Source organism: Paenibacillus sp. F024, assembly GCF_057814255.1.
This window is the reverse complement of the sequence record NZ_JBVASZ010000037.1, coordinates 18,866-35,617: the sequence shown is the minus strand read 5'-3', so window position 1 is coordinate 35,617 and position 16,752 is coordinate 18,866. Positions and strand designations below refer to the sequence as shown.

Genomic DNA, 16,752 nt, shown 5'->3' with positions numbered 1-16,752 from the left:
CTGCATGCCCTTTCAGTTGTTCCAAGCTACCGGCTCCTCTGTTCCCTTCTTATCTCGCGCTAAACTAAAGGTGAAATCCTGCGAATTCATGAGTCTGAGTGAGAAAACCAAATCATTTCGAGGGAGCCAAATAATATTGATAATCCAGATAATAGGCGACACCGTAAATGATAAACCCGCTGATCACGGCGTTAACTATATGCAGTCCCTGTGTTCTAAAATACATCAGCAAGTAATTGTTATTCATCTTGTAGGTTTGACTGCCCATATACGACTTCTGTCCCGCCTCCAAATCCTTCATCAACCAAGAGACGCTGACCTCGCAAAAGCCCATCGGCAGCACCAGCATCAACAGCGCGAAATCCAGCCCGATCTCGTATTCGCCTCTGAACCAAATGACATAGGGCATGTAGACGCTATTGGTGGACCATGCCACGATCCGGTCGATAAAGAGAAAGGTAAAGTACAAGAATCCATAAAAAAAATAATGCATCGTCGTGTAAACCGTAATCGAAAATCTCGGGAGCTGCGATATCGCCTTTCGCTTCGATTTGCGCTCGTCGATTTCAAAGTAATACTTGATAAGAACAGCGCTCAGGATGGAGATGATCAATATGGAGAGCAATTGTGCCCATATGATGTCCATGCCAAGTATTTTATAAAGAACATAAACCATGGTGATGCCCAAAATAATGAAGCCGGTAAACGTAATCTCCCTGCGGAGAATGTACATCACCGTAACGGTGAGCCAAATGGAATTCAACAGGATAAAATAAGCAACGATGTAAAAAAGCATCCGGTAGGGAAACAGGGTAAAGAAAATATCCGTGACCAAGATAATGGCAGATAATACCAGTGATACGATGAACCCGATTCGGATAAATAAATAGGTCGTTCTTCTAGCCAGATGATAATGCCCTTGGATAATATAAAAGAACCCGCGTCTGGCGATCGCCTGAGTAAAGCCTCCTACCGTCATAAAGCTCAGGATCGTGCCTATGGCAATGCTTGTAGCCAATTCAACCGATAAGTTCTCGAAGGACCAAAGCGAAAATTTCAAGGTCAGCATGGACAACACCGAGATGGCCATCGGCAGAGCGAAGATGACGCCTCTGAGAAAAGCGCGCAGCAGTTCTACGACGGTAACCAGCACCGGGTTTTTTTCGATTTTGGAAAACGGGCTGTATACGATTTTGTCTTGTACGGCGTTCCACAGCTCCTCAGCCAATTCAAAGACATCGTTCATTCCGAATTCTTTTTTTGTTCTCTGGTCGGTCCAGCCCATGGATTCAAGCAAAGAGGCAATTTCGTACATGTCCTGCGGCTGCAAATTCCTCTTCAGAATCTCATTCATCAATATATTGAAGAGCTCCCTGTGTTCTTCTTGAACCAAAGGTTTGGTACGAAGCTTTACGATTTCACTCATGCTCCTGATCACCAAAGCCAGGTAAAATCATATGTACGATCAGATCCGCCATCCTGCCTTCCGCCTCCGCTTTAGCCACAGCCTCCGGTGTAATCATGCCGTTCTTACTGACAATAAGCTGTCCATTGCGGTCATAAAGATCTTCACCCGCCTTATTGCCGACAATATACTGGTTTTTGATCAGATCGATCTCCTCGTTTAATGGAGACACGGGGCTTCTTTTTTCCTGTGAGCCCTGCAGCTTCAGCGGTACAACCTTGCTCCCGCGACCTGTAGTATCCGCCGCTGCCGCAGCCAGAGGTTCGGCAATAAAAGGTTGGTTAAGCGACAAGGAGCCGTTCAGCTCAGAAGGAACGCCCGTCTCCATCCGGTGTTCCTTAAGCTCCAAGCTTGGAGCAGCCTCATCCTCCACAGGTCCCCCCGATTGAGGACGATCATCGAGGTCACCCATGTACTCGTTAATGTCATCCCAAAAGCCGCTTAATGGTTCCGGCTGCCGCTCGGGTTCCTCAGGTTGAAGCATGAACTGGGTAACCGGAGCCGGAGCTTGAAGAATCTCTTCTGCGCTTTCAGCCGTCTGCGGACTCCCCGCCTCCATATCCATGTCCGTCGGCATGCCGTCACCAAGCTGCAGGGCAACCCTCTCAAGCTCATCCAGCATCGCCTGCAGCATGCTTTGAACCATCTGCAGCTCTTCATCGATTTGGCTTGCTCTTTCCTCCTTCTCCGCCTTCCTTGCAGTAAATTCGGCCCGGACACGTTCGAGCTCAGCTTCCTTTTGTTGACTTAACAACACGACGGCATCTTTCGTCTTCTTAAGGATCAGATCTTTATAAACATGTGTGGCTGCAGGCGGTTTAACTTGATGCTTTTTAGCATTCCATTCCTTTTCCAGCTGAAGGTTTTCCTTCTTTAAGCTCTCGATTTGCTGTCTCAAGACAAAAAATTGGTTCCACAAACTTTTGACGTTATCCTTAGGGATACCCGGTCCTTGACCTGAAGCCACAAACTTCCCCCCCGTCTTAAGACTCCGACATTTTGCTTCGTGCGCTGTGAATGGTCTCAAGCAAGAGCTGCTTAAACCGCTGCAATTTCCGGGTTTTTTCCATAATTAAACGTTCAAGCTGCTCCTCTTCCTTCCGCAGCTCTTCGGTAATCTGGTAGATATGCTTGGTGTTTTCGAGGTGGGACATCATAATGAGAGATGAAATTTCTTCCTCCAAAACGGATGACACGGCATCATGCTCTCTTACGCCGGCAAGCTTTTGCTTCCACTGCTCATTTTCAGCGATCAGCTGTTTAAGCTCGTCCTCCGCGTCGGATATCAATTTCTTATATAACGTATCCACAATCCATTGACCTCCCAGGTCCAGCGATCGTTATGCGGTTTGCTTACCACCGTTCGTTTTCTTCATTGCACCCAGCTGCATCAGCAGCTTCATCCTCTCCAGCTCCATCCGCGCATGCTCATGATCTCCAAGCTTTTCATGACACGCCGCAATTTCCCCGATCAACACGGGGGTAAACACTGCCGCAGGCTGCATATTGACGGCTGAACGAAACTGGGCCGCCGCCTCTTTGTAATAACCCCGCGACATTAAAATATACGCTTGCTCTGCATGAAGCTTTTGAAGCTGCTCAAGAGATAATCCCGGGGCCGCAGCGGTGTTTTCGTGTGCATAAACAGACAGCTTGATATAGCTTTTCAAATGATTCTCCAGCACTTTATCCAGCGTCAGAAACCTCATCGCCCGTTCCCTTGCCCGTTCACCCAATGCGCTCCTCAACTCGGAATTGTTCAGCAGAAGGGTGATTTTATCGGCCAGCTCCTCGCTTTTTCCCGGGGTCACGACAAAGCCCGTATCTCCCAGAGCCTCCTTTATGCCTCCTACATCCGTGGCCACCACGGGTTTGGCCGTCATCATCCCCTCCACGACGGCATAAGGGAAGGCTTCCGTCACACTTGACAGGGCAATAACATCTGCGCTGTGATAAGCCGCCGTCATATCCTGAGTATGCCCGGCAAAAATGACCGTCTCCGTCAAATCGAGCTGATCCCGCAGAGCGATGCATTCCTCATAGTATTCCTGTACGGCTACGCTTCCGTGAATGACAAACCGGACATCCGGGATCTTCCTCTTGACTGCAGAGGCAGCGCGGATCAGTGTTAATATGTCCTTGTAGGGATCAATACGTGCCACTGTAACGACCGTCGGATGCTCATTTTTCGTCATCGGAGCCACGCTGAAAACATGTTCGTCCACACCGTTATAAATAACATTAATTTTGCTCGGCTCCACTCCGAGCCTGGACTCCCAACGCGTATTATATTCGCATACCGGAGAGACCTGATCGGCATAGGTGTAATTCAGACTCACGATCGAGGATACCAGCCGGATCAAAAACGTATTTAAAAAGGCGGATAACCCTCTTTTGGATAATGACAAATACTGCTCTCGCAGGTAAACTCCATGCTCGGTTAACAGCAATGGCGTTTTATGCTCCAGTTTTGCCAGCACGGCCGGGATACCGCAAAAGGCCGCAGCCGAGGAATGGGAAACATGAACTTTGGGAATGGGATTGTTCAAAATATTAAAAAAGCGGTAAATCCAGCCAAGACTTTGAATCAAGCCGTAAATATCGGGCTCCGGCAAATGAGTGCGCTGATCCTTGCAAGACGATAAGATGATCTCCTTATAAACGTCCCAAGTGATTTCGGACTTAAAGCTTTCCTTATATTCGTAATGGCCGAAATATTGATTCATTTCATAGAGGATTTGACCAAAACGGAGCGGATTTTTGTCCAAGCTGATAATCTCTTTAATCAAATCGGTGAATAGAGGAATAAACTTTTCTTTCACAACTTTGTGAACCGTTCTTTTTTTGGAAAGGTAAACCTGTGAGAATGGAATGTTCAAATGCTCGCAGGGCTCCTCAGTACCCCATAGGGGCATTTGGGTTACCTGCGTATTGGGAGGCTGCTTGAATTGAGGAGTAATGAACGGGTCAGCCACCACACTGAAAATGACGTAATCCACCATCTTCAGCTTTTGGACCAAAATATCGCACCAGGTGCTGACACCGCCTTGAAAATAGGGGTAAGTTCCTTCCGTTGAAAGCATGACTGTGAGCTTGTTATTCATTATGGACACCGTCCCATCGTAAAATCCTCACGAAGATCAAATGGCCGGTTGCACTAATAGCTCTGTCTGCTCCAAGTGCCCATATAAAGAGTAGACTTCAACGCTTCCATTCCTATTTAGTTAGGAGTCGTATGACGAACCAAGTCGAACCAAATTATTCCGATACAATATGTATCTCACGAATCATATTTTTTGTCAAGTCATCAATTCATCCAATGAATAGTTCAAAAGAACTGAACCTTAAGTCTCACTTTCTTCCGACTTCCTCATATGCAGAATAAGCTCCACGAGAAGGTTGGACTGCTCGGCTTTTTCAATCAACTCCATCGTAATCAGGTCGCCTTTTGCGATCAGCTGCTTGCCTTCCTGATCAATCAAATCTTTGCCCGTTCTTTTCCCTACGATATAGCTTTTCTTTAATCTGTCAGGCTCGGATAGCTCGTCCATATCCTCTTTTTGGATTCGCGGGTGGCCCTCCAATGCTTTCTCCACTTCATTTTGCAGCATGCCTAGCATCTGCTTTATGATAACAATCTCCTGCTGAACCATTGCGATTTTTTTCTCGCGCTCCCTTTTTTTTCGTTGGTAGCTTTCGTTTAAAGCCAGCATATCCGCTTCGTTCTGTCCTTGCAGCAAGAGCACCGAGGCTTTGGTTCTCTTTCGGAGCAAAGCGATATATTCTTTATCCGCTTCGGGAAGCGGAGGCCCATGCTTAAAAGAAACCAGCCTTGCAAGCAATTTACCGTGCCGCAGCCTCTCTTCTTCTATGAGCTGCAGAAGATCGGGATACGTTTCACACTCGTTTGAATCCATTGCCAGTCCCTCCTTTGGCACTGCTCTAATACTCAGCCATCGCTTTACGGATCAGGTTCAATGCCTCCTCCAAAACACTCTTCAGGCTTTCCAGCTTCTTATATTTTTCGAGCAGCAGCTGTTCGTGCAGCATGTCTTCTTCTCGCAATTGCTTCAGCAAGGCATATAACTTTTTCGCGCATTCATCTTGACATACCAGCAGCAAAGAGGCGGCCTCTTTTTCAGGAGCATTCTTCCGGTCGGATAGGCATTGCTCTTCGATCTGCCGGATCTCTTCCATTAACGTCCGATTACGCGCTTTCCAGTCTTCCAGCTCGGCTTTCAGTCTTGTCTGCTCCGATTCGATAGGACATCCCTCCGGTTTCGCGCACCTGAATTCCAGATTAAGAACTGCTACATATGTATGCCGCCCTATAACCAAAAAGACCGTCCCCGGGGGACGGCCTCAACAATCAAGAGATAGAATGATACCAGGGTTTACTGTGCCTGATAATGACCCGATGACTCCATCGTCTCCACCGGCATCCGGATATAAAAACAGAGCCTGCCCTCTTCCGACTGGGAGACGCGGATTTCTCCTCCGTGCAATTGGATAATTTCCCTGCAGACGGCCAGTCCGATGCCGCTCCCAACCTCAGGCGAGCCCTCCTTATAAAACCGTTCGAACATTCTCTCCAGCGTCTGTTCGTCAAGCCGATTCGCGTCGTTTTCGAAGACCATTTCAAGCATCCTCCCGTCCATTCGATAGGACAGACTCATCCTATGTCCGGGAAGTGTAAATTTTAAAGCGTTGGATACCAAATTATCAATCAAGCGCTCGATCAAAAAAAGGTCTCCCCTCACGATCAGCATGTCCCCCTCGAACAGCTCATCGAGCGGCTTGTGCGACCATTGGAATCCGCTTGCCCGAATCACCGGTTCCGTCCGTTTATATAAAAACCGCATCAGATCGATCGCTTTTATGAAAACGGGTGAAAAACGCATTTCTTTTTCCTGAAAGCTGGCGAGGTCGTTTAAATTTTGCGCCAGCTTGATCGCCCATTCCGATTGCTGTTCAATCACCGACAGGTCCCGTAAACCCTCCGGGGGCACATAAGCCTCCAACTGCTTTGCCCGTTGGCGAATAAGAGCGATTGGCGCTCTCAAATCGTGGGCGATATTGTGCATAAGACGAGCGTTCGCATGATGCGATTCGGTCAACTGCCTTGTGCGCTCCGTTATCTTACGCTCAAGCCCTTCATTGGAGGCTGCCAGCCGCAGAGTCAAAGCCTCCGACTCCTGCTTTAAAGCCACATAGCGTCTTATGGTGACACCCATTTGGGACACCAGATAAACGAAAAAGCCGGCGTAAACCCATTCCTCCGACGTCAGAGGAGCGGCCAAATAATAGAAGGTATCGTTGATGAGAGCAAGCAGTGCGACCGCAAGCGCGATCAGTCCGGAACGCGCTCCCATTCTCCCGTGCCGAATGGCTGCCGGATAAACCTTGCACAGCACAAAGAGAACGGCGCAGGCCGCCACGGCCGCGTGCACGACCATCCATTGAGTAAAAAACGAGCTTGGCGCAGCCAGAACAATAACCGCAAAGACAGCTTCAAGACCGCGAATCGAGTTGATCGCAAGCCGTGAATATTCCTGAGGATACATGGCCCGATAATAATGAGAAAATAAACATATGGCGGCGATTTCATTCAGGTATTCCAGCTTCACCTGCCAAGCCCAGCTTAAGCCGGGGAACCAGTCAGCCACAAGTGCCTCGCCAAGAAAAAACATACGGAGGGCAAAACAAATCGATAATGCCCCCAGAAACAATGTAGAGCGTTCAGGAAGATACATCGCTGCAAAAGCAAGATAAAACAATCCCATCATAAGCAGCGCGCCGGCGCTGGCATACTCCCGCAGCATATCGCGTTGAAAGGATGCTTCGAGCGCGGGCCCGCTCCCAATGGAAAGCCCCTTCCAGATCCCGCCTTTGCGTTGAGCAAAATTGGAAACCTGAATATCAAGCTGGAGTTCCCGCTCGAAGGCTGCAAAATGAACCCGCTCTACGGTTTCCCTCGGAACAGACGAGCCGCTGCTTGTCCCTACAACACCTACCGTCCTCAGCTTCTTTCCATTCACCCACACCGTATACGAGGAAGCTACGGGCTCAATCAGCAAGCCGAGCGTCTGACCCTCATCATCCGGATGCAGTCTGATAGACAGACGGTATGTCCCAAAACCGCTGCCTCCATTCAAACCTGGTAAGGCATGCAGGTATTCCCAGCTTCGCGGCACCTCAATAAACACGGCACGATCCATCGGAATCCGTTCATACGGGTAGATCAGCTGTCCCGGGACAAAAATCCATTGGCCCTGAAGAGGAGTCATCCGGTTAGAAGAGGAAAGAGGCGTAGAACTCAAATCAGCCGTTCCCTTCTCAATAGACGGGGGCGCTTCATGTGCCGCCGGGGAACACCCTGTCAGCAGAATAAGGCAAGCCGCCATGACGATAAATATTCCTCTCAACCTTACACCTCTTGGAAACTAAATTTTTGTATTCTCTCGGGCAATTTAATATACAGGCTGTTGGAGCAAATGGTACAATATAAGGACTTAACCTAAAAAGAGGAGGGACATCGTCCAAAGCCTCTGGCAAAGGACTTGTCATATGCCCTATAAAGCAAAAATACTGTTGGCCGAGGATCAACAATTAATGCTTGATAGTGTACAGCAGCTCTTGAAAGCAAACCCCCGATACACCATTCTAGCTGCCGTCAACAACGGCCGGCAGGCTCTCCAGTTCCTCGAAACCCATTCGGAACAGCCTGATTTGTGTCTGTTGGATATCCAAATGCCCGAGCTCGACGGAATCGATTGTGCCAGGCTTATTAGAAAACGCTATCCATCGGTCAAAATAGCCCTTCTTACCTCCTATCACAGCGAATTCTATATGGAGCAAGGGCTGATCTCGGGGGTTAACGGATACATTTTGAAGGATATCCATAATGACGCCTTTGACCGGGCGCTGCAGTTGCTGCTGGACGGCCAATTTGTAGCTCCGTCTGGGCTAATGGACTTTTTGTCGGTCCGCCTTAAGATGCTTACGGAAATGGAGCAAAAAAGCAATATTCGTTTTACGACGGAATTGTTATCCCGTTCGCTTGACGACAAAGACATCGAAATCGTCCGGTTCATCTGGCTTGGATGGACCAACCGGATGATAGCGGATGAACTTTACATAAGCGAAGGAACGGTAAAAAACTATATCTCGCGCATTTATCGCAAGCTTCAAATCAACAATCGAGCCGAGCTGATGCATCTCCTTAGGAACTTGTCCAAATAACGCCATGGGTACAAGCACTAGTGATTCGGGAAGGCGCCTCTCTCATTGACGTGCCCTGACGATGAGGACCCCGCAGAATAACGCAAGCTCGCTGCAGCACGTTTTTGTGTCCAAACCCTAAGCAGCGATGGAGATGCTGCGGTGACCAGCAGAGCCAGAATAATGCCCGCGAGCACATCAATGCCGTAATGAAGCCTGAGATACATCGTGGCCATTAGAATGAGCATCGTCACGGGCGCGTACAACCAGGCCCATACTCTGCAAAACCTCCATACCTGAATCAGCATAACGACTGCCGTACCGGTATGCAAACTGGGGAAAACGTCCGCATGGGGCTGCCGCTCCGACATCATTACGGTAAGGCCGCCTACTTCCGTCTCAAACGAATACGTATAAAGAGGCCCATAAGCAGGTACGAACATGTAAGTGATATAGCCGATATAAAACGTCAGCAGTACGGCAGTAGTATATTCCAAAGCCGCTTTCTTTCCGTATATCATCATGAGCACAATCGTACTGAAGATCAGGATAAACCAGGATAAATAAGCGGCGCTTAAAATCGCGGTCAAAGGCTTGGAGATGATGGCCTCCATCCAAACCGCCGGCTGCTTGCCAAAAAACAGGAGATGGTCCCAATTCAGCAATGCCTCATCATAAGTCGGAAGCTCCTTGGCTTTTATAAAGTAAACTACCGCTTCAAAGGTCACCAGCATAACAAAAAACGATGCCAAAATCCGAAATAACAGCTTCGCATGACTACCCCAGCGCCGAAGACGCATAGGGATCCAAAGCCCAATAGCTAACAACACCAAACAAGACAAGATGCTTTTTTCGATGATCCCTGCCGTGACAATCAGATGACGCACTCCAACCAGAAACTGCCCCGGGGGCAGCCCGAAAGCATACAGACCGACCATCACGAAAATCATGGTCAGACTTACGAGCTCGTGCAATTCCAATGCCGATATGAATCTTGCCATATGATTTTGCTTATGCAGCATGTCAGCCGTTCCCCCGCCACTCGTTACATTTTGTATCAAATCAACTACAATAGTATCATAGAAATCTGCTTACACAAATCAATTTTAGGTTAAAAAAAGCGCATTTTATTTTCGCCACCCGCAGCATGCCATGTGGATAACCTCTCTTGTGGATATGTTAACATTTCACAGAAATCCTTTACACAGAATTCATAAGCGCATGTTGATTCTGTGTATATCCTTGTGGATAATAATGACTGCCTCCGTCAAACAAAGAAGACGTGCTTTGGAATCATGCGTTATCCAAAGACACGTCTTTTTATTTGTATTCCTTTTAACCGATATCGTAGCGATTACCTTAATTGATCGAAGCTTCGTAAATGTAGATCATTGCCCCTGATACCCCGTGAATTTTAATATAGGTGGCATTGGCATTTACATCAGTGGTATATTCGTTGTTAAGCCCATTCACATTGAGTTCAACGCTGCCCATCGTTTTAAAATCGCGATCAAGATATTCCAGCCCTACACTGTGATTGTATCCGTCAGAAACACCCATTAGGAATTTCATCTGGCCTAACCCATTGCATCCGCAAACTCCCAATTCGGAAAGCTTGTAGATAATGTAGCCCTCCCCCGTAAGAATGTTGGCCGAAGTATGCTCCCGCTTGTCATAAGCCTCACTCAGATTAGTCGCATCCTTGGATAATGCCGGTGGCGTCGTGCCCGGTATCGGTGTCGGTACCGGTGTCGGTGTAGAAGGCGCTCCTGTAGTTGCAGAGATTTCATAAATATACAAGGCCGCTTGCGAAATACCGTTCATTTTCAGATACAGCGCATTGGACGGAACCGACGCGGTATAAGTGTCTTTATGACCATTCATCTCCAAAATGCCGTTTCCAATTACATTAAAGCTGCTATCCAGGTATTCTACTTTCACCGGATAGGCATGGCCGGTGCTCGTGCCAAGCAGATATTGTGCTTTTACATTGGAACTAAGCCCCAGATCGGCTAGCTTGTAAATAATGTAGCCGTCGGCAGTGAATATATTAGCCGAGGTGTGATCCCGCCCATCATAAGCATGGTCCAGATTGTTAGCATTTTTAGACAACCCGGGCATCTTAATGGGGGTAATGATGTTAGAGATTTCGTAGATGTACAGATTTGCTTGCGATACACCATTTAGTCTTACAAACATCGTTTGGGCTGGCGCCACAGCGTTATAACAGTCGTTAAGTCCATTCACTTCCAGATTGCTGCTGCCGATCATATTCAAATCTTTGTCCAGATAGTCAATGTTTATCGTATGGGGATTCCCGGTACTGGTGCCGAGTCTATATTGGATTTCGCCGGCGGTAACTCCCATCGTTTCTAGCTTGTAGATGATGTATCCTTCGTTAGTGGATATGTAAGCGTAAGTTGAATCATGCTTATCGTAAGCATGAGAGAGATTTGCTGCATCCTTAAACCATGGATTGGTCAAAGACAGCCGGATACCTTCCGTTTCGTCGGAATCAACGGTTGTAGACCCGTTACCCTTAGCCAAAATTTTGACATTGTAGCTTCCTTCCGATAAACTTTGGCCCGACAAATCGATGGATACCTTCGTTCCGTTATCGATGGTTTTTACCAGACTGTTCCCGTTATACACCCTTACCTCGTAACCTGCTGCGTTCGCAACGGCGCTCCAGCTCACGGCCGTTCCGTTCACCTGCAGAATGGTCGGCGTGCTCAGCTTTGTGCTTGGGGGTGTGCTTACTATAGTTACCTGGCCCGAATTTGCAGAGTAATCCGAATTCGAGTAGCCTTTTCCTTCGCCCTTGGCCATCACCCGAACCGTATATTTTCCATCGGGCAACCCTTGACCCGACAAGTCGATGGATACCTTCGTCCCGTTACCGATGGTTTTTACCCTGCGTTTTTCCTCAAATACCCTTACATCGTAGCCTGTGGCGTTAGTCACGGCGCTCCAGCTCACGGTCGTTCCGTTCACCTGCAGATTCGTCGGCGTGCTCAGCTTCGACCGAGCGGCATAGACAGACGATGGAATCCCGAGACTCATCAATAACAAGCAAAACGCTAAGAATAAAGAGAGCACTTGTTTAAACCATGTGGAATGAACTCGATACACTTCTACCCCTCCTAGAAATAATAAAATCACAATGAACGCAGTATGCTATTTCAAATGGACCAACCTCCATTCTCTTTCCCGTTTTTGAACCATTGTATCGATATCCATTGAAGCTTTGGATATAAAAGATACAAATTGTATCATATTAACGATGTAATATATAAATCATGGTTATTTATATATAATAACTATGCCCATTAAGCGATTTAACTCTAAATTATACATATACATTATGTATCTAATTTATATCATTGCCAAGCTTTTTTCTTATAACATAAAGTTTGAAGACTTCTCCGCTTATACATATCCACTGGTTTGCAAAAATCAAACTTCGTTCTTTCCATGGCATACCAAACAGCCGAATAGGGATGATCCTTATCCGGCTATTTATTCAAAGGCACCCTAATCAAACGCACCCATTCCATACAGGAATGAATGCCGCTTTAGAAACTATTGAACAGAATATTCCCCTACATTCTGTATATTATATAATCGTGCATAAGCGCCGTTGCTCTGCATTAATTCGGTATGCGTACCCTGTTCTCTAATCTCTCCGTGTTCAATCAAGATGATCCTGTCGGCATGGGTAATGGTGGAAAGGCGATGCGCTATGACGATCGTGGTCCGATTTTTGGCTAATTGCTCAAGTGATTCCTGAATCAGATGCTCAGACTCCAGATCAAGTGCGGAAGTCGCTTCATCCAGAATGATGATATTAGGTGATTTAAGGAAAACCCGCGCTATGGCAATCCGCTGCTTTTGTCCGCCGGAGAGCTTGACCCCTCGCTCCCCAATTTCCGTCTCATAGCCATGCTGTAACTGCAAAATAAAATCGTGCGCATTCGCCGCTTTTGCGGCTTCCACGACTTCTTCATCGGTTGCATCCGGTCTCCCGAATAAAATATTTTCACGGATCGTGCCGCTGAATAGAATATTGTCCTGCAGGACAATGCCAATTTGGCTTCGTAAGCTTTTTAACGTCATCTGTCTTATATCTTGATTATCAATGAAAATGGAGCCCTTCTGAATATCGTAAAACCTCGGGATCAGACTGATAATGGAGGATTTTCCGCCGCCGCTCATTCCGACAAGCGCCACAGTTTCGCCGGACCGAATGTCCAATTGAATATTTTTCAATACCCATTCCGTCTCGTTCCCGTACTTGAACCACACCCCATTAAAACGAATGTCGCCCTTCAAAGCGCCAGCAGCCTGAGCATCCGATGAATCCTTTATATCATAGGGCTCATTCAAAAACTCAAGGACACGCTCCAGCGAGGCGCTGGCCTGGGTTAATTCTGTGGACGAATTCACCAGCCGGCGCAAGGGAGCATACATACGATCCAAATACCCGAAAAACGCAACAAAGGAACCTACAGAGAGGTTTCCCAGAATAACCTGGTAACCGCCATATGCGATCACCATTAAAGGAGCTATATCCGTGAGTGTATTAATAATGCCGTTGGTCAAAGCATTCCAGCGGGTATGTGCTAACGCCCGCTCAAGGAACTGATTGTTTTTGTGACCAAACTTCTCCTTCTCATAATGCTCCAAAGTAAAGCTTTTGATCACGGAAATTCCGTTAACCCGTTCATGCAGATAACCTTGCATCTCGGCAAGAGACTGGGAGCGCGCTTTGGTCAGCATTTTCAACCTTTTATACAGCTTCTTAACGGCTATGACGTAAAACGGAAGAATCGCGATGGCAATAAGGGTTAGCGAGGAATCCATGTAGCACATAATCACCAAGGCAATGGACAAGGTAATAATATCTAGCCAGATATTCATCATTCCCGTTTCCACTAAACTTTTCGTCTGCTCCACATCATTCATCATACGGGATATGATTTCCCCCACTTTATGATTTTGATAATAGCGCAAGGAAAGTCTGTGGATATGATCGTATAACCGGTTTCGGATATCGTATAACACCCGGCTCGTAATCAGTTGGGCAAAATACTGACGGTAATATTCTATTGGATAGCGAACGACCACAAACAACACAAAGACTCCGCCAATGACATAGAGGAGTTGGGTAACTTTTTGCTCGACTGGAAGGGAGCTTAACAATAAATCATCCACGACATATTTCATGACTAAAGGCAGAGTCAATGGAATAGCAAACTTGACAATCCCAATCATGAGGGTAATCCATATGAGAGGCCAATAGGGTTTGACAAATTTCAAGTAAGCCCTGAGATTCGACAAATCGGTTTCACTCCTTTGCCGGCACCGTGCAGCACTCTAAAACCGTAATTCGTATAGCAAAAGTGAATCACACGTCCTTGGAATAGGATAATTATCATAGTATAAGTAACCTTAAAATGTATTGTCAATCCTGTCTCCAATCACGTCGGGTAAAAAAAGAAGCCCGGTTCATCCGGACTTCCTCTCCGCTCTCCATTTGAACTTTTCGATTTTCACCGTGGAATCCGACGGTGAAGGCGCGGCATGATAGCGAACGGCCAGCATCGTGCCGAATGTAATCAGAATCATGCCTGTCGCGACAAAAATCCAATGAATATTGACGAACATCCCCATGCCGCCCCCCAGCAGCGGACCGATCATCGATCCCAGCTGATTCGCGCTCTGGGTAAACCCGAACGATCTGCCCCGGAAGCCCGGATCCGTACTTCGAACAGCAAGGGTGTTGACTGCAGGCACTACCGCAGCGACAAAAAAACCGAACAGGAACTGAATGATCGTAAATAGCCACAGCTGCTGAACAAAATATTGCAGACAAACGACTCCTCCTCCGATGATCAAGCCCAGATGCAGCACCGTCCGGTAGCCGTATTTCTCTCCAGCCTTGCCCCAATACGGTGAAGCTATAATACCGGCAATCCCAATAAGAGAAAAGATAATTCCGGAGGTCAATACGGTTCCTTGCAGGTTCCCTTGAAGATCGGCAATATGAAGCGTCAGCATAGGCTGGATCATATTGATACATAACTGAAAGACCACAAGAACGGACAATAATTGAATAAACGTGCGATTACGCACAGCCATTTTGAAGCTGTCGGCCAGTTTAACATTTTCATGCGACGCAGCCGTTCGGGTCTCCTTCACCCAAAGGAGTACGGCTACCGTGGCAAGGAAAACGATCGAAGCAGAAACGACAAAGGACATCCGCATTCCAAACCAATGGGCAAGCAGCCCGCCGAACAAGGGGCCGATAATCCCGCCCGTCATGGTCCCCGCCTGCATCATGCCAAGTGAGAAGCCCATCTTGTTCTCCGGTACGCTTGAGGCTACGATGGCCATAGACGCCGGGACGAACCCTCCCACAAAACCGTGCAACAAGCGAGCGCCCATAAGCTCCCATGGATTGGTTACGAGCGCGAATAGTGCATAAACGACCGCAAGAGAAAAGCCTGCCCGAATCACCATTCGCCGTTTCCCGTACTTATCCGCCATGGAACCCCAGAACGGCGCCATAACCGCGCCTACCAGGAATGCCGATGAGTAGATCACACCGGCCCACAAATGAACATGGGCCTGCTCGACACCCAAATCAAACAGAAACAAAGGCAGGAACGGTACTGCCATCGTGTAGCTGGAACTGCAAAAAAGCACTCCTATCCACAAAATCACCAGTGTCTGTTTCCATGGTTCCAACATGCTTCACTTCCGATTTTTTTATAATTTGGGCAGATAAGATATGGACAATAATGCAAATCGCCAATACGCCAGTCCAGCGAGTCTTTTAATGTGTGTTCGACATGCAATACCCTAAATTTCTTATATTCTCTCGAGAGAAATTGTAATCTATATTAATGCTAACTCGGACAGGAAAAAGAAGCCATGGATATCCTTACCGCAAATCATGGACTATCTTACTTTTCGGAAAACCCACCTGAGCATTTGTCCCGCATTTCCGCTCATTTTGATAATTCAAATGCAAAGAACCCGAAAGATGAGCCTTTTGTCAAAGTGCCCCTCTTTCGGGTTCCGGTTCAGATATCTGAAATCGTCGACGGTTTAATTCAGTGTCTAAGCTTTAAGCGATTCGGCCAGTCTGGCAGCTACATCCAGGGTCGATTGAAAAGCCAGGGTGACCCGTTTGTCGGCATGATTGGCTTGTTCAGCGGCTGCCGCCGCTTGCTCTACCGCCACTACCGCTTTTTGTGCAGCTTCTTTACTATAGGCGATTACTTTAGGCAAAAGCTGCGGATCCGTGCATTCATTAACGACCTCAGCCGCTATGGCAGCAGTTTCAATTGCTGCGTTGGCAATAAATTGCAGCCGTATCGCATTTTGTCTAAGTTCATATGCCCGATTGTTAGCGAAATCAGACTTCGTTCTAGCGATTTGCATGACTTGAACCAACTCATTTAATTCGGAGTACATAACGGCCCTCCTTAAAAATTGGATATGATTGTATTACATCATTCGAGCTTATTTTTAAATTTGGGGGGTTGATATCAGTCTGCAATTAAATATAATGAGGCGGTTTATAAGGCTGATATTTCAGATGGATCATTTACTCCGTCCGATAGGTGCATCCTCTAAATCACAGCGCGGCACGGTAAAACTCCAAATCAAAAGAGGCTTAAGCTTCCCATTTAAGGAATGCTTAAGCCTCTTTTCGTAAAAATGAACAGACTACTCACCGTGATACTTTCCGCTCGCTATGTTAATGCCCTGCCATCCATGGGCGATTGGCTTCACGGTGTGAATGACTGTGGTTATGATGGTGTCCATGGTGATGAGCGTCACCCTGCTCCCGCTTGACCACCTTGGGCACCGCGCTTTGTTCTACGCGGCGGCGCAGCGCATAAGACGTCAGTAAAACGCCGGGCGGAGTGTACATCCGGATGGCTTGATTCTCGCAGGTGATGCAAGGAACACTTTCCGTAATGCTGCTCATGCTCATCCATTGTACAAACGGCCCACAGTCTTGGCATAAAAACTCATACTGCGGCATATCATCC

14 protein-coding genes and 1 riboswitch are annotated in these 16,752 nt (G+C 47.3%); of the genes, 1 reads left to right on the top strand and 13 read right to left on the bottom strand.

Translation table 11 applies throughout. The features are described from left to right. Positions 1-112: 112 nt before the first annotated feature. From ACZYR9_RS23680 to ACZYR9_RS23650, 7 genes are all read right to left on the bottom strand, one after another. Positions 113-1,426 (bottom strand): hypothetical protein, encoded by a 1,314-nt coding sequence (locus ACZYR9_RS23680; RefSeq protein ID WP_488980884.1) that lies wholly within the window; start codon positions 1,424-1,426, stop codon positions 113-115. Continuing rightward, on the bottom strand, positions 1,419-2,432 hold the full coding sequence (locus ACZYR9_RS23675) for a hypothetical protein (RefSeq protein ID WP_488980883.1): 1,014 nt from the start codon (positions 2,430-2,432) through the stop codon (positions 1,419-1,421). Before ACZYR9_RS23675 ends, ACZYR9_RS23680 begins: the two co-directional genes overlap by 8 nt. Before the next feature lie 16 nt (positions 2,433-2,448). After that, positions 2,449-2,775 (bottom strand): hypothetical protein, encoded by a 327-nt coding sequence (locus ACZYR9_RS23670; RefSeq protein WP_488980882.1) that lies wholly within the window; start codon positions 2,773-2,775, stop codon positions 2,449-2,451. Between the two features lie 30 nt (positions 2,776-2,805). Then, complete coding sequence (gene pelF, locus ACZYR9_RS23665) at positions 2,806-4,569, bottom strand: GT4 family glycosyltransferase PelF (RefSeq protein WP_488980881.1); 1,764 nt, start codon at positions 4,567-4,569, stop codon at positions 2,806-2,808. Positions 4,570-4,602: 33 nt separating this feature from the next. Beyond that, positions 4,603-4,686, bottom strand: a riboswitch (cyclic di-GMP riboswitch). A 123-nt stretch (positions 4,687-4,809) separates the two neighbouring features. Continuing rightward, complete coding sequence (locus tag ACZYR9_RS23660) at positions 4,810-5,382, bottom strand: hypothetical protein (protein ID WP_488980880.1); 573 nt, start codon at positions 5,380-5,382, stop codon at positions 4,810-4,812. A gap of 25 nt (positions 5,383-5,407) precedes the next feature. Continuing rightward, entirely contained in the window at positions 5,408-5,803 is a 396-nt protein-coding gene (locus ACZYR9_RS23655; protein WP_488980879.1) for a hypothetical protein, read from the bottom strand. 56 nt (positions 5,804-5,859) lie between these two features. Then, positions 5,860-7,890: a sensor histidine kinase gene (locus ACZYR9_RS23650; protein WP_488980878.1), complete on the bottom strand. Its 2,031-nt coding sequence runs from the start codon at positions 7,888-7,890 to the stop codon at positions 5,860-5,862. A gap of 142 nt (positions 7,891-8,032) precedes the next feature. On the opposite strand from ACZYR9_RS23650, the gene ACZYR9_RS23645 reads away from it, so the two are divergent. Further along, on the top strand, positions 8,033-8,707 hold the full coding sequence (locus ACZYR9_RS23645; RefSeq protein WP_488980877.1) for a response regulator: 675 nt from the start codon (positions 8,033-8,035) through the stop codon (positions 8,705-8,707). 17 nt (positions 8,708-8,724) lie between these two features. On the opposite strand, the gene ACZYR9_RS23640 is transcribed toward ACZYR9_RS23645, so the two are convergent. From ACZYR9_RS23640 to ACZYR9_RS23615, 6 genes are all read right to left on the bottom strand, one after another. Beyond that, complete coding sequence (locus tag ACZYR9_RS23640) at positions 8,725-9,708, bottom strand: phosphatase PAP2 family protein (RefSeq protein WP_488980876.1); 984 nt, start codon at positions 9,706-9,708, stop codon at positions 8,725-8,727. 337 nt (positions 9,709-10,045) lie between these two features. Beyond that, positions 10,046-11,818: a hypothetical protein gene (locus tag ACZYR9_RS23635; RefSeq protein WP_488980875.1), complete on the bottom strand. Its 1,773-nt coding sequence runs from the start codon at positions 11,816-11,818 to the stop codon at positions 10,046-10,048. Between the two features lie 450 nt (positions 11,819-12,268). After that, positions 12,269-14,026, bottom strand: a complete 1,758-nt coding sequence (locus ACZYR9_RS23630) for an ABC transporter ATP-binding protein (RefSeq protein WP_488980874.1) — start codon at positions 14,024-14,026, stop codon at positions 12,269-12,271. Positions 14,027-14,194: 168 nt separating this feature from the next. Beyond that, complete coding sequence (locus ACZYR9_RS23625; protein WP_488980873.1) at positions 14,195-15,439, bottom strand: MFS transporter; 1,245 nt, start codon at positions 15,437-15,439, stop codon at positions 14,195-14,197. A gap of 372 nt (positions 15,440-15,811) precedes the next feature. Then, entirely contained in the window at positions 15,812-16,168 is a 357-nt protein-coding gene (locus ACZYR9_RS23620; RefSeq protein WP_488980872.1) for a hypothetical protein, read from the bottom strand. Between the two features lie 286 nt (positions 16,169-16,454). Further along, positions 16,455-16,745, bottom strand: a complete 291-nt coding sequence (locus ACZYR9_RS23615) for an FmdB family zinc ribbon protein (RefSeq protein WP_488980871.1) — start codon at positions 16,743-16,745, stop codon at positions 16,455-16,457. Positions 16,746-16,752 lie beyond the last annotated feature (7 nt).